The sequence below is a fragment of the Rhodococcus sp. JCM 9793 genome (assembly GCF_055380405.1).
On record NZ_AP043721.1, the window covers coordinates 5329857 to 5353315 of the forward strand.

Below are 23459 nucleotides of genomic sequence, written 5' to 3' on the forward strand. Positions count from 1 at the left end.
GATGCATCAACTCTGTGCCCCTGAACTCTGTGCGCCTGAACTCTGTGCGCCTGCCAGCAACTTCTCGATCGCGTCGATCCGGTTCTGCACGATCTTCCGGTTCTTCGTCAACCGCTCGAGGGTCTTCTCTCTGGTCGCGGCGTCGAGCCGGGCCGCTTCCTGCGCTTCCTTCAACTGGCCCTGCAGATCCTCGATCCGGCTCTTCAGGTCGTCGCGGTGGCGTAGCACGATCTCCGGCCGCCCCACCGACAATGCGGACTCGAGCATGCGCGAGGTGCCTGTGCGGGTCGCGGCCAAGGTCTCACGCAACCAGTTGAGCAGGTTGGTCTTTCCGGTCCGCATCGCTTTGTAACCGAGGTTGACGGCGACCCACACCACCCCGGCCACGGCACCCACACCGATGACTGCGCCGAGCATCGACGTGCCGATCATTCCCATCGTCAGCACACTCGGGTCGAGCAGGCCCTGCCGCTTCGAGCCGACCTCGCCCGCATTGATGGTGCCGGTCTGCATCGCAGCCCACACACGTTCGCGGATCTCCGACCACTGCGGCGAGTTCGGGCCGAACAGTTCCGCGACGATCGCTTCGATACGTTCGAGGAACACCTGCGCTGCCGATTCCATCGCCGCGAGCAGGTCGGTCTGCATGTCGGCGGTGAAACTCTGTGCGCTGCGCCGCATCACCTCGAGCGACGACTTGTTGACCCGGGTCGTCCACTGTTGCTTGATCCGGTCGAGTTCCTCATCGAGATGGGTGAGCGCAGCCTGGCGGGCCAGAGTCAGATCCCGGGCGAGGTATTGCTCCCACTGTTGCGACCTGTTCTTCAGGTCTTGCAGGCGGTCGCGTTCAGCAGTGAGATCAGCGGTTGCGGTGGCGCTGTCCTCGATCACCGCGATGTCCGAAGCGACCCGTTCCTCGACGCGGCGAAGCCCTTCGAGGAGGGTGCGGAGCGCGTCGGCCTGGGGAAGTTCTGCTCTCGCGTCGAGCAGAGCATCGATCTGTGCGCGCAGTTCGACGATCCCCGACGCCCGTTCGGCCCGGTCTCGCGCGGTCCCGGGTGGCATCTGCGCGGCGAGTGCCGCACGCAGGCTCGACACACCCAGCACCGGTATCTGCCGCTGTAGGTGACGTTCGATCAACGCGCGGTCCTCGCCCACGATGGGGCGCCAGCGTCGCAGGTTCTTGTCGGTCTTGGTGACCGCGACGACCACCGATTCGACAGAGGCGGACGCATCGCGCAGGAAGTTCATCTCGGGTTCGGTCAGCGGCGTGGAGGCGTCGCACACCATCACCAGCACCGAGGCCTGGCGGGCCGACTGTGTGGCGAGCGCAGTGTGGGAGGCGACGAGCCCGCCGGAGCCCGGGGTGTCCACGACCACAGCTCCGCCGAGGACAGGCTGCGCGGTGGCGACGACCGCGCCGGTCGGCAGGTCCTCGATCGTGGGGTCGGTGACGCGCGCACCGGTGCTGGTGATCCAGTCCGGGAGTTCGGCGCGAGGGATCGGCACACTCCGGTCGGCGTACAGCAGTTCGGCGGATCCCGGCGGGTGCCGATCGTCGGGTGGCACGAACCGCACCGCTGCGGACGTGGTGGTCTCGACGGCGGACGGCGACGCATCGAGCTCCCCGACGAGCGCGTTGACCAGCGCGCTCTTACCGCGCTGCACCTCACCGACGACCACGACGGTGCGTCGCTGCACGGATGCCTTCGATTTGTCCAAGGCGAGCTCGGCCGTGGCGTTCCGACCGTAAGCGCGCAGCACCTTCACCGACGCCTCTATCAGCACGTCCACGTCGACGGCCTCCGAACGAGGGGTCGTTGCAGTGGTTTGCGCGGGCTGTGTGGTCTCGGTTCCGGTCACCAACGCCTCCTCTCCTGCACCGGGTGCGACAGTATCGGACAGGCGAAAATCGGGCATTACCGGACATCGCAGGGCGCTCACCCTGCTGTGACCGCCCGTCACGTACAGTGCCCAGCATGACGTCCGAGACGCTCGTCACAATCCCGGACGGCGTGGTCCGCGGAGTCCGCAACGGCGACCTCCTCGCATGGCGAGGTATCCCCTACGCCGCGCCGCCGGTCGGCCCGCTGCGCTTGCGTGTACCGCAACCCGTCGAGCCGTGGTCGGGTGTCCTCGATGCGACACATTTCGGGAACGCCGCGAGCCAGCATCCGCGCGGCCTCGTCACCGGCGTCGGTAGCCGGGTCGCCTCGAGTGAAGACTGTCTGACGGTCAACGTGCTCGCCCCGTCGGGCCGCGTCCACACACCCAGGCCGGTGATGGTGTTCATCCACGGCGGCGCCTTCACCATGGGCACCAGTGCGTTGTCGCTCTACGGCGGAGAATCCCTCGTCCGCGGCGGCGACCTCGTGTACGTCTCGCTCAACTACCGTCTCGGAGCGCTCGGCTATCTCGACTTCACCGAGTACTCCGACGCCGCGCGCCCCTTCGAATCCAATCTCGGCCTCCGCGACCAGGTGGCCGCGCTCGAATGGGTCCAGCGCAGCATCGCCGCGTTCGGCGGAGACCCCGACAACGTGACCGTCTTCGGCGAGTCCGCAGGCGGCACGTCGATCACGACTCTTCTCGCGACTCCTGCAGCGCGCGGGCTGTTCGCGCGCGCGATCGCACAGAGTCCCGCACCCGGACTGGTGAACACCGTCGACCGCACCCGCGAGTGGGGTCGACGCTTCGTCGAACTGCTCGGCGCGGACACCGACACCGCGGCGACAGCACTGTCGGAGGCGACCCCGGCCGAACTGGGTCGTACCGGCTCACGTCTCGGCGCCTCGGTGCTGCGTTCGACGCCGGGGCTGCATCCGTTCGGTCCCGTCGTCGACGGCGACTACCTGCCGGTTCCACCGCTCGAGGCCTACGAAACGGGCTCTGCGCACCCGGTTCCTCTGATCATCGGCACGAACGACCGCGAGGGTGCGCTCTTCCCGCGGTTCCTCGATGCGCTCCCCACCGATCCGCGGCGGATCGAGCGGATGTTCGCCGGTACCGATCCCGACGCGCACGATCGCATCACCGCGGTGTATCCCGGATATCCCTCCGAGCGTGCAGCCATCGACCTCGGCGGCGACACCACATTCTGGTATCCGACGGTGCAGATCGCCCAGGCCCACACACGACACGCACCGACGTTCGCCTACCGCTACGATTTCGCTCCCCGGCTGCTGCGGTGGACGGGCTTCGACGCCACGCACGCCGTCGAGTTGTTCGCCGTGTTCGGACAAGCCGACGAACTACTGGGCAAGCTGTTGACGTCGGTGGGTGGGCGTCGTGACCTGAGGACTGTTTCCGGATCGGTGCAGCGTCATTGGCTGCAGTTCGCGCGACACGGCGAGCCGTTGCCGTCGTGGCCCGGTTACGGCGAGACCGACCGCGCCACTGTGGTGTTCGACGTGCCGACCCGCGTGGAGCATGATCCCCGTAGTGAGCGCCGGCTCGCGTGGGAGGGCTATCGGGGCTACTCCCCTGCCCGAACGTGAACCCCTGCCCCTCGCGTGAACATTGCCCTCACATGGACACCGTGAGCAGAAATGCGACGTCTTCGAGCGCTTCGACACTGTGTCGCTCCGCCGGGATGATCAGTAGATCCCCGGGCGAGCCCTTCCACGAATTCTCTCCTGCGATCAGCTGCAATTGACCGGTGAGGATCTGCAGGGTGGCCTCGCCCGGGCTGTCGTGCTCGCGCAGTTCCCGCCCGGCCTGGAGCGCGACGACGGTCTGCCGCAGGCTCTTGGCGTGTCCGCCGAACACGGTGTGCGAGCTGCGTCCGCTACTCGAGGTGGCGGCGAGTTTCAGTTGTTGTCTGGCCAGCGCAGTGAGCGAGAGCTTGTCCATGGTTCGCAGTATGGCGCACCGGACGACCCGACACTCAGCTTCGGATGTACCTGATCCACCGGAATCGAGTTCCGGAGGTCGACGTCGCCCACTCGCCGGTGACCCCCGGCATCCACTCCGGCCCGATTGCCGGTGCAACGGCGTCGCCGTCGACCTCGAGATCGACCTCGGTGACGAACAGTTGCGTCGCGCGGTCCATCGCCTGCGCGTAGATCTGGCCGCCGCCCATCACTACGACTTCGCCGTCACCGGCCGCCTTCAGCGCCTCGTCGACGCTCGATGCGGTGACAGCGCCATCGGCAGCCCAGTCGGGATTGCGGGTGACCACGACGTTGCGGCGACCGGGCAACGGCCGGAATCGTTCCGGCAGCGAATCCCACGTGAGCCTGCCCATCACCACGGGCTTGCCCATCGTCGCCTTCCTGAAGAACGCCATGTCTTCCGGGACGTGCCACGGGATCGCGCCGTCGTGGCCGATCACACCACCGTGGGCCTGTGCCCAGATCAGCGTGACGTGGTCGCTCATACCGCCACCGGTGCCTTGATCGCCGGGTGGTGGCGGTAGTCGACGATCTCGACGTCCTCGAATCGGTAGTCGAAGATCGAGTCGCGCTGCGCCAGCTTCAGCGTCGGGTACGGGTACCCCTCACGGGTGAGCTGTTCGGTGACCTGTTCGACGTGGTTGTCGTAGATATGGCAGTCGCCACCGGTCCAGATGAACTCGCCGACCTCGAGTCCGGTCTGCTGCGCCACCATATGGGTGAGCAGTGCATAGCTGGCGATGTTGAACGGCACGCCGAGGAACATGTCGGCGCTGCGCTGATACAGCTGGCAGCTGAGCTTGCCGTCCGCGACGTAGAACTGGAAGAACGCGTGGCACGGCATCAACGCCATGTCGTCGAGGTCCGCGACGTTCCACGCCGAGACGATCATGCGACGCGAATCAGGATTGTTGCGGATCGTGTCGAGGACGCCGGTGATCTGATCGATGTGCCTACCGTCGGGTGTCGGCCACGAGCGCCACTGGACGCCGTAGACGGGTCCGAGTTCGCCCTCGTCGGACGCCCACTCGTTCCAGATCGACACGCCGTGCTCCTGCAGCCATTTGACATTCGAGTCGCCGCGCAGGAACCACAGCAGCTCGTAGACGATCGACTTGAGGTGGACCTTCTTCGTCGTGATCAGCGGGAACCCCTGCGCGAGGTCGAAGCGCATCTGATGCCCGAACACGCTGCGTGTGCCGGTGCCGGTGCGGTCGGATTTCGGGGTCCCGGTGGTCAGGACGAGGCGCAGCAGATCTTCATATGGCGTCGGGACAGTCACGACGGCAGTCTATGCGGCCGGCCGGCCGTGCGCGTTTCTGGTCGTCAGGGCTACTCGAAGCGCGCACGGGTCGTAGCCTGAGAGGCATGCCCGAGCTCCCCGAAGTGGAAGCGCTCGCCGTGTTCCTGCGTGAACACGCGCTCGGATCCGTGGTGGGCCGCATCGACGTGGCGGCCCTCAGTGTGCTGCAGACCGCCGACCCGCCGATCACCGCGTTGCAGGGCCACGACATCACCGGTGCCCGCCGGTTCGGCAAGTTCCTCGTCATCGACTGCGGCGAACTGTCGCTGATCACCCACCTGTCGCGGGCCGGGTGGCTGCGCTGGCTCGACGAGCCGTCGCAGACACCACCGAAGCTCGGCAAGGGACCGCTGGCGCTGCGCGTGCACCTGTTCCGCCCCGACGCCACCACCCCCGCGTTCGACCTCACCGAGGCCGGCACGAAGAAGCGACTCGCGGTGTGGGTCGTCCGCGACCCCGCCCAGGTCCGGGGTATCGCACGGCTCGGACCGGACGCTCTCGACGTGACCGCCGACGAGTTCGGCACGCTGCTCGGGACCAGTACCGCGCGGCTGAAGACGCTTCTCGTCGACCAGTCGGTGCTCGCGGGGGTCGGCAATGCGTACTCCGACGAGATCCTGCACGTCGCAAGGCTGTCTCCGTTCGCCACTGCGTCGCGTCTCACCGACGAACAGGTCACCGCACTCTACGACGCGATGCGCTCGGTCCTCATCGATGCCGTCGACCGGTCGGTGGGTCAGGACGCCGCCCGACTCAAAGGGGAGAAACGCTCGGGTCTGCGTGTGCACGCCCGGGCAGGGCTGCCGTGCCCGGTGTGCGGCGACACGGTCCGCGAGGTGTCGTACTCCGAACGGTCCTTCCAGTACTGCCCCACCTGCCAGACCGACGGGAAGGTCCTCGCTGATCGCAGGATGTCCCGGCTGCTGAAGTAGGGTGTGCCGACGTGGATCTCTCGACCCGTTCGAGCGCGGCGGTCCGGACGCTCGCACCCGGATACTTCGCGCTCGTCATGTCGAGCGGCATCATCTCGATCGGAACTCATCTCCGAGGTTTCGACGTCGCGTCGGTGATCCTGTTGATCGTCGCTGCCGTGTCGTACGCGGTTCTGGTCGTGCTCTCGACCTGGCGACTGATCAAGTTCCGGCGCGATCTGTACGACGACATGGCCGATTCGTCGCGAGCATTCGGATTCTTCACCTTCATCGCCGGGAGCAACGTGCTCGGTGTGCGGTTGATGATGGAGGGCTGGCACTCCACCGCGGCCGTGCTGCTCCTCGTCGCCGCGCTGACCTGGTTGGTACTCGGATATGTCATCCCGTGGACCGCGGTCCTCGGCACCACGAAACGCCCCGTCCTCGCCAAGGCCAACGGAACCTGGTTCATCTGGGTGGTGGCCAGCGAATCCGTCGCCATCGCTGCAGCTGCGCTGCAGCCCGTCTACCAGGACCTGAACCGGTTGCTGTCTGCGGTCGCGGTGTTCTCGTGGGGTGTGGGCCTGTTCTTGTACGCCGCGGCCGGGATCTTCGTCGGCGCGCGGATGCTGCAGTATCCAGTGCGCCCGACCGACCTGACCGCTCCCTACTGGGTTGCGATGGGAGCGTGTTCGATCACGGTCGTGGCCGGCGCGCAGATCGTCGAGATGGCCGACGCACCCATGGTCGATGCCACCCGTGGCCTGATCGCGGGTTTGGCCGTGGTGATCTGGGCGTTCGCCACATGGCTGTTCCCACCTCTGATCGCGGCAGGTTGGTGGCGGCACCGCGTCCACAAGGTGCCGTTGACCTACGACTCGTCGCTGTGGTCGATCGTGTTCCCCCTCGGCATGTACGCCGTCGCCGGGATCTACCTCGGCCGAGCCGACGATCTGCCGCTCGTCGGCGCGGTCGGTGAGGCCGAACTGTGGGTGGCGATAGCAGCGTGGTTGCTCGTGTTCACGTCGATGCTGCGCCACCTGTGGACGACGCTCCTGCGCCCCCGCGTCACACCCACAAAAGTTCCTTCCGACCGGAATGTTCCCTAAGCGCGGTTACGGTGGTCTGGTGAGCGTCGAACTCCTGGACACCGGCACGGTGCACGGCCACCTGCATTTTCCCGACGGGGAGCCTCGTGGCGCGATAGCCCTCACCCACGGTGCCGGCGGCAACAGCGACGCGACGATCCTGCAGCTGATGTGCGACCGCTTCGCCGAGCACGGCTTTCTCGCGCTGCGTTACGACCTGCCGTTCCGGCGACGCAAACCGAAGGGACCGCCACAACCGGCCCGCGCGGGGGAAGACCGGGCAGGAGTGGCCGACGCTGCCGCCGCGCTGCGCGAACGGCACACCGGACCGATCCTGGTCGGCGGTGTCTCCTATGGGGGCCGGCAGACATCGATGCTCGTGTCGGAGCAACCCCGGATCGCCGATGCTCTGGTGCTTCTGTCCTACCCGTTGCATCCCCCCGGTAAGCCCGAGAAAGCCCGAACCGAACATCTGCCCGGAATCACGGTGCCGACGGTGTTCGTGCACGGCGCCCGCGACCCGTTCGGCACCCTCGACGAGATTCGCGCCGCCGCAGCACTGGTGACCGGACCCACGACCCTTCTCGAGGTGCCCGCCGCCGGTCACGATCTGAGCCGTGCGAAGACCGACCCGTCCGACGCGGCGGTCACCGCGATACTCGACCTACTGGGAGACTCCCTGTGAACGATATGCCCGACGCGGTCACCGAAGCGCCGATCGACACCCTCCTGACCGAGCTGCGCGACCGTCTCGACAACACTTCCACTGCACCGGAGACTCTGCGCAGCCTGCTCGAGGCTGTGCTCGTGGTCGGGTCGGGGCTCGAACTGGACTCCGTGTTGCAACGCATCGTCCAGTCTGCAGTATCGCTGCTCGATGCCCGATACGGTGCACTCGGTGTGCGCGCAGCCGACGGCGGCCTGTCGGAGTTCGTATACGAGGGCATCAGCCACGCTCAACGCCGCAAGATGGGACATCTTCCTGAGGGCCGCGGCATCCTCGGGTTGCTGATCAACGATCCTCGCCCCGTCCGACTCTCCGACCTGTCGAAGCATCCGGCGTCGATCGGCTTCCCTCCCAACCACCCGCCGATGAAGTCCTTTCTGGGCACTCCGATCATGATCCGCGGCAAGGTGTTCGGCAGCATCTACCTGACCGAGAAACTGGGCGAACCGGAGTTCACAGAGGAAGACGCGGTGATCCTGAAAGTGCTGGCGACGTCCGCGGCAATGGCCGTCGACAACGCCCGGTTGTTCGAAGGGTCGCGGACCCGCGAACGGTGGCTCGCGGCGATGGCCTCGATCAACGCGCGCTTACTCGTGGGCGGCTCGGTCGACGAAACCCTCGGTCTACTCACCGGCCAGGTCCGCGAACTTGCCCGTGGTGCCGGAGCTTTCGTCGTCCTCGTGGACGGATCGCACGGTGCGCTTCGCGCTGCGTCACCGACCGCACCCGCAACCGACACGGTGCGCATCGACCTGACCGATACGCCGGTGCTGCATGCACTCAAGACCCGGCAGGCGGTTCTCACCGACACACTGACGGGATTGCCGTCGGCCGGAAACGGCAACGAGGGCAACGCGATCGTACTTCCACTGTCGGCGACGTCCACCATCACCGGCGTGCTGATCGTCACCCGCGAGGCCCGGTCCGACCCGTGGGACGACGAGGAGATCGCGCGACTCGACTCGATGGCGAATCTTGCGGCGGTGGCACTGGAATTCGCCGAGCAGCAACGCAAGAAACGACTGCTCGACGTCCTCGCCGATCGTGATCGGATCGCGCAAGACCTGCACGACAACGTGATTCAACGGCTCTTCGCCACCGGAATGAGTCTGCAGAGCGTAATGGTGCCCGGCCCAGATTCAGGACGGGTCACCGACGTGATCCATCACGCCGTCGAGCAACTCGACCGAACGGTCCGCGAGATCCGCACGACCATCTTCGATCTGCACACGACGGGGGCGGCGGTGGGCACCAGTCTCCGACGGCGATTGCTCGACGTCGTCGGCGATCTCAGCGTCCACTCGGCAGTCGCACCGAATGTCCAGTTCATCGGCCCGATCGACACATTGGTACCCGACCGCATCCATCCACACGCCGAAGCCGTGCTGCGCGAAGGTCTGAGTAATGCACTGCGGCACTCACAATCCGAGAACATCACGGTGTCGGTGACCGCCGACGCCGATTTCCGCATCGAAATCCTCGACGACGGCATCGGACTTCCCACCACCGCGCGGCGAAGCGGGCTGGCCAATCTCGAACGCCGGGCCGAACAATGTGGCGGGATGTGCACCATCGGCCCCGGCGACATCGGCGGAACCCGGGTGCTGTGGCGAACCCCCCTCTGAATCACCCTGCAGCCGAGCAGGATCAGGACTGTCCCTGCTCCTTACCTTTCCTCAACTCGGTCGCAAGGACCGCCGCCTGGGTGCGGCGCTGCATCCCGAGCTTCGACAGCAACCGCGACACATAGTTTTTCACCGTCTTCTCGGCCAAGAAAAGCCGCTCGGCGATCTCGCGGTTGGTCATGCCCTCGCCGATCAATTCGAAGACGGCCTTCTCCTGATCAGAGAGCTCCGCCAACGGATCGGCGTTCCGCGACGCGCGGATCCGATTCATCAGAGCGGCGGTGGCGCGGCTGTCGAGCAGCGAGCCGCCCTCACCCACGGTGCGGACCGCCGACACGAGATCGGTGCCGAGGATCTGCTTGAGAACGAATCCCGATGCGCCGGCCATGATGGCGTCGAACAACGCCTCGTCGTCGGAGTACGACGTGAGCATCAGAGCACGCAGTTCGGGCATCCGAGCACGCAGTTCCCTGCACAGTTCGACGCCGTTGCCGTCAGGAAGGCGAACATCGAGGACCGCGACGTCGGCGCCACTGCCGGGAATCCGAGCGAGCGCCTCGCCCACGGACGCGGCCTCACCCACCACGGTGAAGTCGGGGACGCTGCTGAGCAGGTCCACCAGTCCACGTCTCACGATCTCGTGGTCGTCGACGAGAAATATGCGGGGCATTGCACGCACCTTTCGTTCTGCTCGATTTCGTGCCATCGTCGCAGCTCCCTCCGACCATATTCACCCCAGGGCCGTTCGACGCCAGATTCGGGACCTTCGCCCCGTGCGACCGCCGAGCCCTGTGAGAGACGCTCCCTATACACCGGGACATGTGTCCGAACCCGGTGACGGCCGGATGAGGAGGTAGCGATGACCGTCGATTCCGAAACCTGGTCGCCCAGCGATACGGAGATCATTGCGCGAGCCGTCATCGAGGCGCCTTCGGTGCACGACACCCAGCCGTGGAACCTGAGGCTTCCCGGTTCCGCCGCGGAGCTCGAGGAACGCCTCGAATTCGCGGAGCCCGGCGCGGATCCCCTACGCCCCGACCGGCTCATCTCGTGCGGAACCGCCGTGGCCCATCTCGAACTCGCGATGCGCGTCCTCGGCAGGCAAATATGCACCGACCTGTTTCCCTGTCCCGAACGTCCGGCCGTGATCACGCGGATCGAGACGCTCGGGACTTCCGTTCCGGACAGTTCGGACCTTCGGCTGTACGCCGCGATCTCACATCGCAAGAGCCACCGCGACGCCTTCGCGGACATCCCTGTTCCCGCCGAGACCATCGGCGACGTCGTCGCCGCAGGCGTCCAGGTACCCGGTGTCGGCATCCGCCTGCTGGCGTCCGACGAGGCCCAGGCTCTCGCCGACATGCTCACCTACTCGGCCGAGGCCAAGCGTCGCAATCCCCACTATCAACGCGAGATGTTCTCGTGGACGTCGCATTGGCAGCCGGAAGGCAACGCCGAGGTCGTCGAGGGTTGGGATGCCACGCTGGACGAGCACGGTGCCGCGGGCAAAGCCATGATCACCACCGATGTGCCCGACACATCGGCGCTGGCCACCGCGATCGACCGCGAGACCGTACTGCTGTTCTACGCCGCGTCCGACGACCCGATCGATCTGGTCCGGATCGGGATGGCCACCGAACGTGCATGGCTGGCGGCCGTCGATGCCCGGCTCTCGGCGTCGGTTCTCACCCATCCGCTCCGAATCGAAGACTCCGCCTACCGACTCGGTGCACGATTGGGTATGGCCGCCCCGCCGCAATTGATCATGCGCATCGGCTACTGACCGCCCGTGAGGAAGGATCCCCGAAGGTGACACAAGAACTCACCCGCATCGAAGTCGATGGGCCGTCGAACGCCGAGTTGTTCCAGGTCGTTCTGGACATGGCGCAGGCAGCGAAAGCCGGCAACACCTCGGGTTGGCTGGCGGCACGCTACAGCGGTCTTCCGCTCGAGGATCTCGCCTACACCTGCACGGAAATGCTGGGAATCCTCATCGAGAACAATGCAATCCGTGAGGGTGTGCACCCGGCCGATTTGTGGCGTCGCCTGCAGACGGACGGCGTCGACGAGTTCGGCTGACAGGCATCCACGGGCTTGTGGGAGTCGCCGATCCCCGCGATAGCTACGACGTTCAGATCAGGTGACGTAGATACCGATCCGGATCGGAGAGAAAGTCCTTGGTCAGACGGACTGGCGACGCATCATTGTAGGAAGTGTCGACAATGCTCCCGTCGTCGTGGATCTCACAAATCTGAGCCCCAGGAACAGCCAAAAGCATCGGTGAGTGAGTCGCGACCAAGACTTGACATCGTTGATGCTCGACGAGGTCAGCTAATCGCGCGATTACCCCCAGGCAAGCGTGAGGGGACAATGCAGCCTCAGGCTCATCCATGAAATAGAGGCCGCCCGCGTGGAATCTATGCGCCATCAAATCTACAAAGGACTCGCCGTGTGAACGTAGGTGCGGGGATACCCCTCCAAGAGCTGCTATTTGCGCGTGGCCGAGCCGCTCCGTCTCGGTCGCTACATTGTAGTAAGTCTCGGCTCGCAGGAAGAATCGGCTGCGCGGCTTTTCCATACCCCAAGCAAGGCTGAGATACTGCGACAAGGAAGATTCACTCGATCGAGTTGCAAATCGATAGTTTTGACTTCCGCCCTCAGCATTCATTCCCGCAGCCACCGCCAAAGCTTCAAGCAGAGTTGACTTCCCACTACCATTTTCACCCACGAGGAAGGTCAGCCCGCCGCGTAGAGAGAAACCGCCCGTCTCGTAGAGATGTTTCACGACCGGCAAACAGAACGGGTAAGAACTCGAACCGGGAGGGCTATCGATTCGAAAGTGCCGAATGAAGCGCGATCTGTCCGACCCTTGCCGAGTTCGATCCATATCCACCAATCCCCTTACCTGAGCTTTCACTGAAGAATCCTCGAGGGTGAACAAGATGTCTGGCGTGGTCATCGTTCACGCTTCCCCCGGGCCGACCACGCGCATCCCCTCGGGTGGAGTCTCCTGGACGATGAACTCGTCGTCGACGTCGGTCACGATGACCACATAGAACACCGGCCGGCCATCGATGTGCACGTGGCACCCGATATTGAAACCCACGAGGCTAGGGATCCGCTGAAGGAGTGGTTCGCCACCCGTGATGTCGCTGTCGGGGTGCAGGCGTGCAGCTTCGGCCAGAACAGCTCGCTGCACGACATCTCGGTCGATCAGATCATCATCATCATCGGTCAGCGTCGAGAACGAGACCGGTTCAGTGCATACGAACGGCACCTCGAACCTCATCGGTTGCCGCACACCGTCCTGAGGTGCCGGAGGCACGTAGGGTGCGTAGGTGATGCGGTACGCCGCGATCGGTCGATGGGAGACGCGGTCGAGGACGAAGGTCCAGTAGCCGTTGTGCGTCGGCACCGTACCGCGCAGCGCCGGTCCCTCAGCCGAAGTCGCGTCCAAGAACTCGTCGTACCCGAGAAGTTCGGCGTGCGTTCCGTGTTCGGTGTCGCGGGTGTGAGCGTGTACCGCTGCCAGGTCGACCTCGAACAACGACACCGGATAGCGGTACTTCCGCCCGGCGATCTGGGCATGGAACTCCCGGAGCGCGTCGGTATCGAGCTCGTCTGCGATCCACTGCGCGATCTCGCGGGTGGTCACTTCCTCGACGGGACGCTCCGGTTCCGGGAAGCCTCGAAACACCCCGTCGTCGTCGGCGCTGTCTGCGAAAGATTCGAAGTCCATGTTCGCGATCGACAGGTTGTTCTCCACACCCCACATCTCCGAGGGAATGACGCGGAATGTTCTTCCGCGAGGCCGTTCCGGTTCGTCCGGCCCCGTGTAGGCGGCGACGATGGGCATCTCGGGGTCCCTCACCGTCTCGGTGTCGGCGAGAAACGCGTAGTACGTGGGCGACTCGCCTATTGCCTCGAGAAGCCCGTCGACGGTCAACCCGTCGTACTCCGGGTTGTCGATGCACGTGAGGTAAGCAGCGAAATCGGTGCCGTCTCCCTGCGGCACCGGAGCCATGGCCGCTACGGCAATGTCTCGCCAGGCGGCGTCGTCGGTGAAGTCGGTACGGATGAGCAGTGACTCGCCTTCGAGATGATCGGTGAGAACCCGTCCTGCGCCGAGGGTGGCGAGCACCTCCGCTTCGCGGCGATCGTGCTCCTCGGCAGCGAGTTCGGCGGTGATCTCAGCGGGGTCGCGATTCGGTGGGTCAACCGGCACGATCGAATCCACGATCCGAGCGCAGTCGTCCCGGCTGATGTCCTGGTGACTGCGGATCTCGTACGTCCAGTCGCCGATGGATTGACGGTAGCGTTCCGGCGTCGAATCGTTCGGCCATTCGACCTTCGGCTCGCCGATCGCGCTCACCCATCGTCGCAACATGAACTGTGGTGCGTGCCCGCTGATCGACACACTCAATTCGCCGGTGCGGGCATCGCCGGATTGAGGCCGCACGTTCGTTGTCATCGGCAGCCACGTCGGAAGCGACTGAGGAATACCGGCCAGAGCGCGCTGACGTTCCTCCTGCTCCCGATGCACTCTCGCGAAGTCATCCTCAGCTGGGCGAGACGGCCCTGTCCACGAGAACAATGCAGGCTCGAATACGTCGTCGAGACTGGGGTTTTCGAGTTCCATCCAGTCCTCACCGCGCTGCCACCGCAGCGCGACGCCGAGTTCTGCGTCGAACACGTAGGTGACCGTGTCGTTCGCGTGCTGGTCGAGGGCGCTCACCTCCCAGCCGTCGCGGCCACGAACGCGGACTGCCCTGGGCGCACTCGGTCCGACGAATCGTTGGTCGTCGAACCCGCGAGTTCCCGAGGGAGGAAACATGTCGTAGGCGCGGAGAAGAAGGGACGGCGACGCAATGCCCACGGTTGCGTAGAGGGTGTTGGGAGACTTGACGGCGTGCACCATCGTGCCGTTCCCGTCATTGGACCACCTGTCGGTGGCGTTCTCGATGAAAGTGGGCTCACCTGACTCGTTCTCGTAACGCCAGGTGTTCTCGGGCGCGTGCCACACGCGGCTCCACGATCCGTCCGGCCGGTGGACAGTTCCGCGAACGGTGCGTCCCATCGTGCCGTAGTTCGAGCCCCGGACCTGTTCCCACGTCGGCGTCATGATCGGAACCTACCCGACGGTGCCGACTCCAGTTGAAGTCTGTGGAGGGGTCCCGAGGCGGGTCCGACGCCCTACTGGTGGAGGGGCATCGCCGTCGACGCGGTTCACGCGGTGGTAGACCACCGGCATGTGATTCGGTCGATGATCGCGGGACTATCCTCCTTCGGCGTTGGGAAGACTCGCCAGCCAGCTCGTTGCCCTCTCGAGCGCGAGCGTCCTGTCCTCGGTATAGGTCAAGGGCCATTCGATTCCGCCAACGATCCGGGCGCCAATGTCAGCGACAGAAACCAGCGCTGCCGCTACGAGCGCGGAGACGAACTCGCGATCCTTTTCGCGGCCGGCGATTGTCTTGGACACACACAGATCCACCGGGTCCAAGCAGAGCCCCGTCCGTCCGTACAGGATCGAGGCATCATCGTCGACGACGAAATGGACCAGTCGGCTGCCCCAACGCTTCGGAAGGACCACGACGTCCTTGTGGATACCTTCGACGTAGAAACCGAACGACGTGTGAAACGGTGAGTCCTCGCCGAGCCGGCTGTCCAGCATCAGGAGCTTGTCCTCGACAGATGACGGGTCCGTGATCCCACTCAACGGCAAGATGTCGACTTCACGGGAAAGGAAGGTCGCCGGAGGCAGCTCATCGGTGTCGAAGCTGCCGAGGATCGACTGCGATCCCAGGACGATCACACGTGGCTCGTCGAGGTTCGCGCATGCGGCTTTGATCGCCCGTCCGAGTTCGTCTCGATTCACCGCTCGGGGGCGGCCTTCAGCTTGGTTCCGAACTCAACGATGACGCGGTGGCGTTCGTCGTCGCTGAGAAGCGCTGACAACGGCGACAGATTGCGCATGTCCCGACTGGTGTCATCGTCGTTCTCGACAATGAAACGGATGCCGTCGATATCGTTGTCGCGGAGGATCTTCTCCCAGCGGTCCAGGTAGCGATCCATCAACGGACTACTGCCCACCTGCCGGCGCGTCGTCTCTAGATTTCGACGTACCCGCTCGGTATCAACGGAGAGGCCTTCTCGCATGATCTTGTCCAAGACCGCGGACTGGACGAGTTGCTGACGCAGAGTCTTCGGCGTGACGACCGACATCTGCCTCACCCACTCCAAGTAGTAGCGTCCGCTCGGACTCTTCCCATGATAGAGGGTGCGTACAACTGGTTACACAAACGGCAGGTTCCAATCAACGTTGCAGCATCCGATGGTATTGCTCATTTCATCACCGGCGAGTGCCACTGGCCTGTGGTCATCGAATTCAAGGATTCCTCGCTGAGGACCAACCCTCGGGCAGCCGGACACACGGTCCCGGCGGCTCTCATCTGTTTCAAGTGCCGGACACTCATTCTCTGACGGTGTGCCGAGCTTTCGAAGTGCGCTGGCGGTGAATGATCCTCTGATGTTGAATTGCCAAGAGAACAGCAAGAAGCGCGATCGGCAGGTAGAAACCGTATACACCCAGCAACGACGGTGTAGACGACATCCCCTCAGGAAAGCCGAGCAGCGACGCCACCATCAGCGAACCGGCGACCATCCACGCGGCAGAGGGGCGCGGCACCACTGCCGGAATCAAACACACCATTGCCGGCACAGCCAAAGCGATCACCATACTATTTCCGAAATAGCTCCAGATCGATTCGTTGTGTCGGCTCCGGTTGAAGTCTGAGCAGGTTTTCCGGGGCGGGTTCCAGTCAACGTTGCAACACTCGGGGTGATTGAGAGGCTAGCAGTGCGCCGAACAGTGCTGCCGGGGAGAGGTCTTGGAGCACACGGCGTGGTCGGTGGTTGAGTTCGTTCTCGACAGCCAGCAGATGCTCCGGCGAGTGCACGCTCAAGTCGGTGCCCTTCGGAAAATAATCCCGCAGCACTCCATTCATATTCTCGTTCGAACCTCGTTGCCACGGAGATCGTGCGTCACAGAAATACACCGGCACGCCCAACGCCGCAGTCACCTCACTGTGCCGTGCCATCTCAGTTCCCTGGTCCCAGGTGATCGACCGCAACAACTCCGGTGGGAGGTCCTTCAGCCGCTCCGTCAATACTTGGCGCACTGTCACTCCGTCGCGGCGAGGCAGGTGCAACAATCTGACTGTGCGAGTGCATCGTTCGACGAGGGTTCCAATCGCGGACAGGCCCTCCTTTCCGATGACGAGATCGCCCTCCCAATGCCCTGCTTCCCTCCGATCGTCGGCCGAAGCAGGACGATCATGGATGGTGAGCATCGGTTGCTCGAATCGCGGCCGACGGCGGTTCTGAGCAACGTGAGCGCGGCGATGATCGCGTGCGGTGCGCAGGGGTGATCGACGGTGTGGCGCCAACCGTGAGGGGCGCATCAACAGTGATCCTGGCTGGTAAAGCGCCTGGTAGATGCTTTCGTGGCACAACTGCATCGCCGGGTTGTCGACGTAGCGCACTCGAAGATGACGACTGATCTGTTCCGGGCTCCACCGCTGCGTCAGCAACTCCGCGATCGCGTCGAACAGTTCGGGGTGAGCGTCGATCCGCCTCCGGTGGTGGCGGGCGCGTCGGTCGACGGCTTGCTTGTGGGCCTCGTGTGGTCGATACGCGCCGGAGGAGGACGCGTTTCGTTTGAGTTCGCGGTAGATCGTCGACGGTGCCCGGTTCAACTGTTCTGCGATCTTCGTGACGCTGACACCGTCGCGATGTAGGTCGGCGATCTGGATGCGTTCGTCTTCGGACAGGTAGCGCGGACTGATCTCGCGGACAGCGAGCCGGTCGAGCGGTGCGACGGTCTTGACGGCTTTGCCGTCGTGGTAGATCGTGTAGCCGCTGGCCCAGTTCTGGACGGCGGCCGGTGAGACGCCGACTCCTCGGGCGGCGGCGCGGATGCCCCAACCGCGGGCGCGTAGTTCCATGAACCGTCGTCGTTTGGCGGACAGTGGGCGCAGGCCGGGGCCCTTCTTGATACGTCGAGTCGATGACAACACGGCCTCCAGAATTTCAGGTGCGTGTTGCAACGATGGATTGAGACCACCACTCCGAAAAGTTTGGTTCCCAGCAGGCGTCGAAGATTGAGTTCCGAATGGTCAGTGCCCACATCCAACGACAAGAAAGTCAGCTGCTCTGGCGCACTCCAACTTTCCTGCCGCCTCAATGCCTCGCAATAGGTAGACGGAGGAGACTTCCCGAATGAAGATTGATGCATGCACAATGAATCGCAGTTCCCCGATCTCTCGACGATGCTTACCCCGCGAAATGTATGGGAGACATACAATTTGCCACCCAGTACGGTGTACGCCTGGATCAAAAGCGGAGCCCTTCCCGCGATCCGCCTCGGGCGCAACCGGCTCTACATCAACCCCGACGACGTGTGGCAGCTGATCCAGCCCGTGCACGAGAGCGCCTAGTCAACAACTTCCCACATCCACGAAACCGGAGACCCCTCTCCGGCGCCCTGTGAAGTAGCAGGGCACCCGCTCGCGATGCAACGTCTACACCGACTGCATCCTGAACCCGAGAACCATAATGCGAATCCCCCTCGATACCCGGATCGCCGAGCATATCGACCGCATCGTCGCCGAGGCGCCGCCCTTGACGAAGCGCAGATCGCCCTCATTAGCTCCCTGATGCGCACCGGCAACACTGATCCGAAGCTGATCCGACAGTGACCGACCATGAAGGACAGATCTATGTCCACGGGCATGTCATGTTGCTGTCCTCGCGGGCCCCTGCACCCCCGTTCCAGACACGAGGCTCCTAGTTAGATCCGTAGACGTTGACGATAAGCGCGGTAAACTCGGGAACTGTTGTGCTCCCACCCAAGGTGGTGCTGTACGACCGGGATCCCTTGACTTCGACATAGAGCTGGACCAGGTCGTCTTTGACTACGTTCGAGAAAAGATGCGAGTTGGTGACGCTGATCATGGCGTTCTCGTCGAAGTCATACCAGTTCCAGTATTGCGACCCGGCAGCGTTGACAAGTATTTGGAATTTGCCAGTCGCCGCGTCAGCCTGGGTCACATCACCGTAGATAACGATCTTCCGGCCTCTATTGGCATCGGGGTCGCGAGCAATGAGCGCTAATTCGCGATCGGTTACGTGCTCATAGGTGTTCGGGTCGAAGCGCGCTGCTTCGGCGGCTTCGGCAGCGGCGCGGGCCGCTTCCTGACGTGCAGCAGACTCTGCGCCACGCTGTCGCGCAGCTTCCACTTCCTCGGGCGTCAGGGTGGCGACGGAGCCTCTCGTAGTGGTTGATGTCGGGGCAGCTGACGCTGCACCACGCTGTCGCGCAGCTTCCACTTCCTCGGGCGTCAAGGTGGCGACGGAGCCTCTCGTAGTGGAAGTAGTCTCTGACGCAGTCAATTTAGGGTTACCGACGGTAACGTCCAAGACGATGCCGGCGATGATCGCGACGACGATACCGCCGCCAATCCATAGCCATTTGGCCTTACTTCCCGACTCCTGGCTGCCTGGCAGGTCTTTGGGATGGCCGCTGGGCCCGCCAGGGTACTGACCGGTGGGTCCGTATTGATTGGCCATGGCTTCCTCTTTCAATGGTGTTGTATCGGTAAATAACCGCTTGACTCATCAATCCTCGATCAGTCCGGGGGCGTTACAGCACCGAATGGCGAGAATGAGGTTGTGATCTGCGACGGAACCGATCCAGACGGGCACACTCCGGTCAGCGAAAGCCGAGGAGGTTGCCTACCGGCCCCGTACCGAGACAGAATTTCCCGTGAATCGCGAATCCTCGTCGAGGTACGAACTCGACGAGAATTCAACAGATACGCAACGCCTACGTGACCAATGATTTTGCAACACAACATTACTCAAAGAATCAATACAATTCATCGGCCGGGGTAGCTGCATCTGAGAAGTTCTGCAAGTTCACCTGGCACAAGAAGCTGGGCGGACAGAACCAGTTGAGCGGGACCGAGTACCGCGTCCTGATGGTGTTCTTCGACCACTCAGGCAGTGATGGAACACGAGCGTTCCCGTCGCTGGAGGAGGTGCAGGGCGAAGCATGCGTGTCGGAGTCGACGGCGAAGAGAGCGATCCGCACGCTCGTCGCACTGGGGTGGCTGGTCCTCACGAAACGTGGCGGGAAGCGCAACGGAGTGAAGTTCGCCAACGTGTATCGCCTCGCAGTGCCCGCTATGTGGGAACCATACACTCCCGCGAAAAAACGACGAGAACTTGAGCAGTCACCGGAAAACAGGGCCACCGGTGACCCTGGAATCGAAAAACAGGGTCATCCACGACCCCTAACAGATCCTTAACTACATCAGATCCGAGTATAGAAAGCGGTCAGCTTCCCGGACCGATGGCGCAGAACTGGTCCGAGGACAACTCTTCAGACCAGCCACTCGAACTCTGGAAGGTCAAGACGCGGCATCGAGAAGAAGCGAGTCAACTCGGCTTGGACATCAACATCGTCGAGCACAAGTTCCGGGAGCAGATGCACTTCGAGCACCGCACAACGTGGGACTCCACGTTCTGGCAGTACCTCGATGCGACGAGCGTCGGCCGGGAAGAAGTCGAGTTCCCACAAGGAATATGTGACTTCGACAACACCGACATTCATGTCGGAGCTAGCCACCTCCGATGACGAGAAAGAGTGGCTCCTCATCTCATCCCAAGCCATCTTTTTCTCTCCATCACAGCGGTGCACCGGCTGCGCCGGAGCCAAGAACCCCCAACCATCCCCCAGTTCCGCTCACCCCCTTCCTTCCCCCGTTGCCCAGGAGGCACGAAATGACCGATGACGAGACGAGCAGCAGTACCCGAGCCGTGTTGCGATGCCAACGATCCAAGTACCACGGGCTGACCGGGGACGAGCTCCGAGAACGCAATGAGCGGCTCCAGGAGCAGGCGGATATCGCGGAGGCCCTCGAATGACAACTATCACCGGCATGCCGGCGCAGCGGCCCGATGATCCTCGCGGTTGGCTGACTTTCGTAGGCCCGCTACCCGAGCATTACCAATCGTTCGAGGATTCCACGCTGGAGGCCGACTACCGGCTGCGGCGGCGCGTTTCCTACAACGAGGACCACCGCCGGAAGAGAGCATTCGGCGACGGGATCAGGTGGTATTGGGGCAAGGACCGCACTCGACCCGGTATCACCGTGATCGCGGCGTACCGGGATGGCGCACCTGCCCCGGCGCGTGTTCTCGAACTCGACAGCATGCGGATTTCTGACGGAGCGGTCGCGGCTGGACAACTCTGGCTGATCGGCTCGCCAGAAAACCGGGCGGGTGAAGGGCCGCAGGTGTTCATCTGCGACGTCGACAGCGAGGAGGTTCATCGGGTCGGTTCCGTCGACGCCGTCGACATTTCCGCGCACTGTTGGCCGATCGAACCTGAGCCGCTCGATCATGATTCGTATGTGCGGTATTGCCTGCGCCGGTTGGAGGGGTTGCACTTCTCCGATTCGGTGAGCAATGTGCACGCTCGATATGTCGGGCAGTGGCCTGACGGCCGAATACATCTGAGTTTCATGCACACCCGATATCCGGATCTGACTCTAGTGGCCCGGTTGAATTTGTATGACGAGCAAGGAGCGCGGCTCGAAGACATCATGAAGTACGTGCCTGCGCGATTGATGGAGCAAGCCGGCACCGGTGCGTATCCGCCCGCCTCGCGTGCTGTCGACGGAGTCTTGTACGTGTGACGGTGTCGCGTTGGTATTCCGGGGCGGATCACTTGCTGTGGACGCGGCCGATCGGTTCGGCGCTGCCGTTCAGGGCTACACGGGCGGATGCCCACTTGTCGTCGATGCCGAGCGCGGCGCGGAGGTAGACGGTGCTCATCCGCTGTATTACGGCCACACGCTCCGGGTTCTCGTCGGTGGTCTCCGCGACCTCGTACCCGGGAATCCCGCCCAGCGCGTGCTCAGCATCGTAGAAGGTGATGAGATCGGTGGCGCCGGGGCTGTGGGTGTAGGCGTCGGTGAACCAGTCGGGGCCGCGGCTCGACATGTGGGACTGGTCGCGATCGCCCGCCACGACGAGCGTCGGCGTGGTGAGTTCCCCGAACGACGGGTACATGAACGGAAAGTTGGCCTGCGCGAAGGGATGCAACTCCTCGCCGCCGACACCGGTCGCAGACAGGAGGATGCCGGCCGCGACCCTGCTGTCGGACATGTCCTTCCCGACCTGCCCGTCCTTACCCAGGATCCGGGCGCCGAGGAGTGCCTGCGCGGTCTGCGCACCCCAGGAGTGACCGGCGACGGCGATGCGGGTGTGGTCGACCCGTCCGCCCAGGCCCGGGACGGCGGCCTCGATGACGTCGAGTTGGTCGAGGATGCGTCCGAAGTCAGCGATCCTCTCGGTCCAGATGCTCGGGTAGCGGGGGTCGTCGAATCCGATCCCGTAGCGCCGGGAGTCCAAGTGGGTGGGCTGGACCACGACGAAGCCCCGGGAGGCCCAGAACGCGGCCAAAGGCGCATAGCCGTCGTGGTGCCACCCGTTGCCGTGCGAGAACAGCACGATCGGCAGGTCGAAGCCGGTGGCAGGCGCGGAAATCCGCACGTCGAGCGGCAGCGCACGACCATGGGCGGACAGTTCGACGGGGGCAACGGACACGACAGGAGTGCCGTCACCGACGAGATCGTCGAGGGTGGACACAAGTGGAGTAGTCAGGACGGAAGAGGTCACGGTGGGGTCCTTTCGATGGTCGACTCTCTGCAAGAATCATAATCGGAGCACTGTTCCGAATAATACGGAGCAACGTTCCGGATGGCAACCGGTGACGGCATGAAAGAGTGTGTTCTGTGATCGATGAGAGTGGACGCCGCACGAAGCGCGCCGACGCGCGGCGGAACGAGCAGGCGCTCCTCGACGCGGCAGCGGCGGTGTTCGTCACCTCCGGGGTCGACGCACCGGTTCGTGAGATCGCGGCGAGAGCCGGGGTCGGAATGGGAACGATCTACCGGCACTTCCCGACTCGGCCGGAACTCGTGGTGGCGGTGTACCGCCATCAGGTCGAGGCATGCGCCGACGCCGGTCCGCGACTGCTGGAGGAGAGCCCGACACCCGAAGCCGCCCTACGCGCATGGGTAGCACTGTTCGTGGAATTCCTGGTCACCAAGCATGGCCTCGCGGGCGCACTGCAAGGAGACAGCGCCGGATCCGACGCACTACACGCCTACTTCATCGATCGCCTCGTACCGGTCTGCAACTCACTCCTCGAGGCCACGTTCGAACATCGCGGCGCCGGACACATCGCACCGGTCGACGCATACAACCTGATGAGGGGCATCGGAAACCTCTGCATCGGAGTAGCCGGCGACCCCAATTACGACGCCGACCGACTCGTTCAACTCCTCGTCACCGGCATACTCACCGGCTCCGATCAGTAGACATGTGCCGTGACCAGGTAAGACTCCACAGCGAACCGAACAATCGTTCGAGTTGACCCCGACCACACCACGTGAGATCATCGCTCCACCGGCCTGAATACAGGTCGACCCCGGCAGGTGCGCTAACACCGAACCGGGGTCTGGGCACAAGACAGAACGGACTGTCATGCACCGTACGGTGGATTCTATCCACACGCCCGTCAGAGGCGTAAATCAGCAACGAGCCGCGAGCGCATTCTTCCGCGTCGGCCGACACATCACCTGGTCACCAGGTTCTTCACTGACGTCCTGATCTTCGAGCCCCTCGATCCCTGCCGGTTCGGCAGTGCGCATCGAGGGGCTCGAGGTGTTCGCCTGCTTCCGCGTGCGCAAGGGCCGTTTCGGCAACCACGGCACGTCGAGAGGCATCGTCGCTCGCCTCCCACAGTCCGACGTCAGCGCATCGACGCTGCGTGCCGGGGTGC

26 protein-coding genes are annotated in these 23459 nt (G+C 63.8%); 13 read left to right on the top strand and 13 right to left on the bottom strand.

Annotated features, from left to right (window positions below; translation table 11 throughout):
- Positions 1–6: 6 nt before the first annotated feature.
- The gene (locus ACZ46K_RS26715) at positions 7–1863 is read right to left on the bottom strand and encodes a dynamin family protein (RefSeq protein WP_464745719.1); all 1857 of its coding nucleotides are present in this window, start codon (positions 1861–1863) and stop codon (positions 7–9) included.
- Between the two features lie 116 nt (positions 1864–1979).
- On the opposite strand from ACZ46K_RS26715, the gene ACZ46K_RS26720 reads away from it, so the two are divergent.
- On the top strand, positions 1980–3497 hold the full coding sequence (locus ACZ46K_RS26720; RefSeq protein WP_464745722.1) for a carboxylesterase/lipase family protein: 1518 nt from the start codon (positions 1980–1982) through the stop codon (positions 3495–3497).
- Between the two features lie 28 nt (positions 3498–3525).
- Here ACZ46K_RS26720 and ACZ46K_RS26725 read toward each other — a convergent pair whose 3' ends face one another.
- From ACZ46K_RS26725 to ACZ46K_RS26735, 3 genes are read right to left on the bottom strand one after another with little or no spacing between them, the layout of a single operon-like run.
- Positions 3526–3852 (bottom strand): cupin domain-containing protein, encoded by a 327-nt coding sequence (locus tag ACZ46K_RS26725; RefSeq protein WP_054805519.1) that lies wholly within the window; start codon positions 3850–3852, stop codon positions 3526–3528.
- 34 nt (positions 3853–3886) lie between these two features.
- Positions 3887–4378: a dihydrofolate reductase gene (locus tag ACZ46K_RS26730; RefSeq protein ID WP_054805518.1), complete on the bottom strand. Its 492-nt coding sequence runs from the start codon at positions 4376–4378 to the stop codon at positions 3887–3889.
- Positions 4375–5175, bottom strand: a complete 801-nt coding sequence (locus ACZ46K_RS26735; protein ID WP_054809681.1) for a thymidylate synthase — start codon at positions 5173–5175, stop codon at positions 4375–4377. The genes ACZ46K_RS26730 and ACZ46K_RS26735 overlap by 4 nt, the downstream gene beginning before the upstream one ends.
- An 86-nt stretch (positions 5176–5261) precedes the next feature.
- Here ACZ46K_RS26735 and ACZ46K_RS26740 point away from each other — a divergent pair, with 86 nt between their 5' ends.
- The 4 genes from ACZ46K_RS26740 to ACZ46K_RS26755 are packed head-to-tail and all read left to right on the top strand — an operon-like array spanning position 5262 to position 9547.
- Positions 5262–6128, top strand: a complete 867-nt coding sequence (locus ACZ46K_RS26740; protein WP_054809680.1) for an Fpg/Nei family DNA glycosylase — start codon at positions 5262–5264, stop codon at positions 6126–6128.
- An 11-nt stretch (positions 6129–6139) separates the two neighbouring features.
- On the top strand, positions 6140–7216 hold the full coding sequence (locus ACZ46K_RS26745; protein WP_464745724.1) for a tellurite resistance/C4-dicarboxylate transporter family protein: 1077 nt from the start codon (positions 6140–6142) through the stop codon (positions 7214–7216).
- A gap of 19 nt (positions 7217–7235) precedes the next feature.
- Positions 7236–7880: an alpha/beta hydrolase family protein gene (locus tag ACZ46K_RS26750; protein ID WP_464745726.1), complete on the top strand. Its 645-nt coding sequence runs from the start codon at positions 7236–7238 to the stop codon at positions 7878–7880.
- A gap of 5 nt (positions 7881–7885) precedes the next feature.
- Positions 7886–9547 (top strand): GAF domain-containing protein, encoded by a 1662-nt coding sequence (locus ACZ46K_RS26755; protein ID WP_054809685.1) that lies wholly within the window; start codon positions 7886–7888, stop codon positions 9545–9547.
- A 22-nt stretch (positions 9548–9569) separates the two neighbouring features.
- Here the strand turns inward: ACZ46K_RS26755 and ACZ46K_RS26760 are convergent, their stop codons facing one another.
- Positions 9570–10217: a response regulator transcription factor gene (locus ACZ46K_RS26760; RefSeq protein ID WP_054805517.1), complete on the bottom strand. Its 648-nt coding sequence runs from the start codon at positions 10215–10217 to the stop codon at positions 9570–9572.
- A 189-nt stretch (positions 10218–10406) separates the two neighbouring features.
- On the opposite strand from ACZ46K_RS26760, the gene ACZ46K_RS26765 reads away from it, so the two are divergent.
- Positions 10407–11330, top strand: a complete 924-nt coding sequence (locus ACZ46K_RS26765) for a nitroreductase family protein (RefSeq protein ID WP_054805516.1) — start codon at positions 10407–10409, stop codon at positions 11328–11330.
- A gap of 26 nt (positions 11331–11356) precedes the next feature.
- A complete protein-coding gene (locus ACZ46K_RS26770) occupies positions 11357–11626 on the top strand; it encodes a hypothetical protein (protein WP_054805515.1) in 270 nt (89 codons plus the stop codon).
- 52 nt (positions 11627–11678) lie between these two features.
- On the opposite strand, the gene ACZ46K_RS26775 is transcribed toward ACZ46K_RS26770, so the two are convergent.
- The 6 genes from ACZ46K_RS26775 to ACZ46K_RS26800 all read right to left on the bottom strand — a co-directional run bounded on the left by ACZ46K_RS26775 (position 11679) and on the right by ACZ46K_RS26800 (position 17619).
- A complete protein-coding gene (locus ACZ46K_RS26775; RefSeq protein ID WP_464745729.1) occupies positions 11679–12506 on the bottom strand; it encodes an AAA family ATPase in 828 nt (275 codons plus the stop codon).
- Between the two features lie 3 nt (positions 12507–12509).
- Positions 12510–14669: a DUF6924 domain-containing protein gene (locus ACZ46K_RS26780; RefSeq protein WP_464745731.1), complete on the bottom strand. Its 2160-nt coding sequence runs from the start codon at positions 14667–14669 to the stop codon at positions 12510–12512.
- A 153-nt stretch (positions 14670–14822) separates the two neighbouring features.
- Entirely contained in the window at positions 14823–15422 is a 600-nt protein-coding gene (locus tag ACZ46K_RS26785) for a DUF6036 family nucleotidyltransferase (protein ID WP_054805512.1), read from the bottom strand.
- Entirely contained in the window at positions 15419–15769 is a 351-nt protein-coding gene (locus ACZ46K_RS26790; RefSeq protein WP_464745733.1) for a hypothetical protein, read from the bottom strand. The genes ACZ46K_RS26785 and ACZ46K_RS26790 overlap by 4 nt, the downstream gene beginning before the upstream one ends.
- Positions 15770–16016: 247 nt before the next feature.
- A complete protein-coding gene (locus tag ACZ46K_RS26795; protein WP_054805511.1) occupies positions 16017–16283 on the bottom strand; it encodes a hypothetical protein in 267 nt (88 codons plus the stop codon).
- Between the two features lie 82 nt (positions 16284–16365).
- Positions 16366–17619 carry an IS30 family transposase gene (locus ACZ46K_RS26800; protein ID WP_464749480.1) on the bottom strand — a complete coding sequence of 418 codons (1254 nt, stop codon included), beginning with the start codon at positions 17617–17619 and terminating at the stop codon, positions 16366–16368.
- A gap of 255 nt (positions 17620–17874) precedes the next feature.
- Between ACZ46K_RS26800 and ACZ46K_RS26805 the strand changes: the two genes are divergently transcribed.
- Positions 17875–18042 (top strand): helix-turn-helix domain-containing protein, encoded by a 168-nt coding sequence (locus ACZ46K_RS26805; RefSeq protein ID WP_464749481.1) that lies wholly within the window; start codon positions 17875–17877, stop codon positions 18040–18042.
- Positions 18043–18391: 349 nt separating this feature from the next.
- On the opposite strand, the gene ACZ46K_RS26810 is transcribed toward ACZ46K_RS26805, so the two are convergent.
- Entirely contained in the window at positions 18392–19174 is a 783-nt protein-coding gene (locus tag ACZ46K_RS26810) for a hypothetical protein (protein ID WP_054805509.1), read from the bottom strand.
- Positions 19175–19434: 260 nt separating this feature from the next.
- Here ACZ46K_RS26810 and ACZ46K_RS26815 point away from each other — a divergent pair, with 260 nt between their 5' ends.
- The 4 genes from ACZ46K_RS26815 to ACZ46K_RS26830 all read left to right on the top strand — a co-directional run bounded on the left by ACZ46K_RS26815 (position 19435) and on the right by ACZ46K_RS26830 (position 21306).
- Positions 19435–19914, top strand: a complete 480-nt coding sequence (locus ACZ46K_RS26815) for a helix-turn-helix domain-containing protein (RefSeq protein WP_464745734.1) — start codon at positions 19435–19437, stop codon at positions 19912–19914.
- A 44-nt stretch (positions 19915–19958) separates the two neighbouring features.
- Complete coding sequence (locus tag ACZ46K_RS26820; protein ID WP_054805507.1) at positions 19959–20243, top strand: hypothetical protein; 285 nt, start codon at positions 19959–19961, stop codon at positions 20241–20243.
- A gap of 146 nt (positions 20244–20389) precedes the next feature.
- The gene (locus ACZ46K_RS26825; RefSeq protein WP_464745736.1) at positions 20390–20533 is read left to right on the top strand and encodes a hypothetical protein; all 144 of its coding nucleotides are present in this window, start codon (positions 20390–20392) and stop codon (positions 20531–20533) included.
- Entirely contained in the window at positions 20530–21306 is a 777-nt protein-coding gene (locus ACZ46K_RS26830; RefSeq protein WP_054809675.1) for a hypothetical protein, read from the top strand. The genes ACZ46K_RS26825 and ACZ46K_RS26830 overlap by 4 nt, the downstream gene beginning before the upstream one ends.
- A gap of 28 nt (positions 21307–21334) precedes the next feature.
- Here ACZ46K_RS26830 and ACZ46K_RS26835 read toward each other — a convergent pair whose 3' ends face one another.
- On the bottom strand, positions 21335–22291 hold the full coding sequence (locus tag ACZ46K_RS26835; protein ID WP_464745738.1) for an alpha/beta hydrolase family protein: 957 nt from the start codon (positions 22289–22291) through the stop codon (positions 21335–21337).
- A 116-nt stretch (positions 22292–22407) separates the two neighbouring features.
- Between ACZ46K_RS26835 and ACZ46K_RS26840 the strand changes: the two genes are divergently transcribed.
- Positions 22408–22995 (top strand): TetR/AcrR family transcriptional regulator, encoded by a 588-nt coding sequence (locus ACZ46K_RS26840; RefSeq protein WP_054805505.1) that lies wholly within the window; start codon positions 22408–22410, stop codon positions 22993–22995.
- The last annotated feature ends 464 nt before the right edge of the window (positions 22996–23459 follow it).

Bases quoted from the DNA above. Each gene is read 5' to 3' on its own strand.
- ACZ46K_RS26755 (WP_054809685.1), top strand. From the start codon at position 7,886: ATGCCCGACGCGGTCACCGAAGCGCCGATCGACACCCTCCTGACCGAG.
- ACZ46K_RS26820 (WP_054805507.1), top strand. From the start codon at position 19,959: ATGGCGCAGAACTGGTCCGAGGACAACTCTTCAGACCAGCCACTCGAA.
- ACZ46K_RS26765 (WP_054805516.1), top strand. From the start codon at position 10,407: ATGACCGTCGATTCCGAAACCTGGTCGCCCAGCGATACGGAGATCATT.
- ACZ46K_RS26790 (WP_464745733.1), bottom strand. From the start codon at position 15,769: ATGTCGGTCGTCACGCCGAAGACTCTGCGTCAGCAACTCGTCCAGTCC.
- ACZ46K_RS26805 (WP_464749481.1), top strand. From the start codon at position 17,875: ATGCTTACCCCGCGAAATGTATGGGAGACATACAATTTGCCACCCAGT.
- ACZ46K_RS26725 (WP_054805519.1), bottom strand. From the start codon at position 3,852: ATGGACAAGCTCTCGCTCACTGCGCTGGCCAGACAACAACTGAAACTC.
- ACZ46K_RS26810 (WP_054805509.1), bottom strand. From the start codon at position 19,174: ATGGCCAATCAATACGGACCCACCGGTCAGTACCCTGGCGGGCCCAGC.
- ACZ46K_RS26740 (WP_054809680.1), top strand. From the start codon at position 5,262: ATGCCCGAGCTCCCCGAAGTGGAAGCGCTCGCCGTGTTCCTGCGTGAA.
- ACZ46K_RS26780 (WP_464745731.1), bottom strand. From the start codon at position 14,669: ATGACGCCGACGTGGGAACAGGTCCGGGGCTCGAACTACGGCACGATG.
- ACZ46K_RS26825 (WP_464745736.1), top strand. From the start codon at position 20,390: ATGACCGATGACGAGACGAGCAGCAGTACCCGAGCCGTGTTGCGATGC.
- ACZ46K_RS26795 (WP_054805511.1), bottom strand. From the start codon at position 16,283: ATGGTGATCGCTTTGGCTGTGCCGGCAATGGTGTGTTTGATTCCGGCA.
- ACZ46K_RS26775 (WP_464745729.1), bottom strand. From the start codon at position 12,506: ATGACCACGCCAGACATCTTGTTCACCCTCGAGGATTCTTCAGTGAAA.
- ACZ46K_RS26720 (WP_464745722.1), top strand. From the start codon at position 1,980: ATGACGTCCGAGACGCTCGTCACAATCCCGGACGGCGTGGTCCGCGGA.
- ACZ46K_RS26730 (WP_054805518.1), bottom strand. From the start codon at position 4,378: ATGAGCGACCACGTCACGCTGATCTGGGCACAGGCCCACGGTGGTGTG.
- ACZ46K_RS26830 (WP_054809675.1), top strand. From the start codon at position 20,530: ATGACAACTATCACCGGCATGCCGGCGCAGCGGCCCGATGATCCTCGC.
- ACZ46K_RS26760 (WP_054805517.1), bottom strand. From the start codon at position 10,217: ATGCCCCGCATATTTCTCGTCGACGACCACGAGATCGTGAGACGTGGA.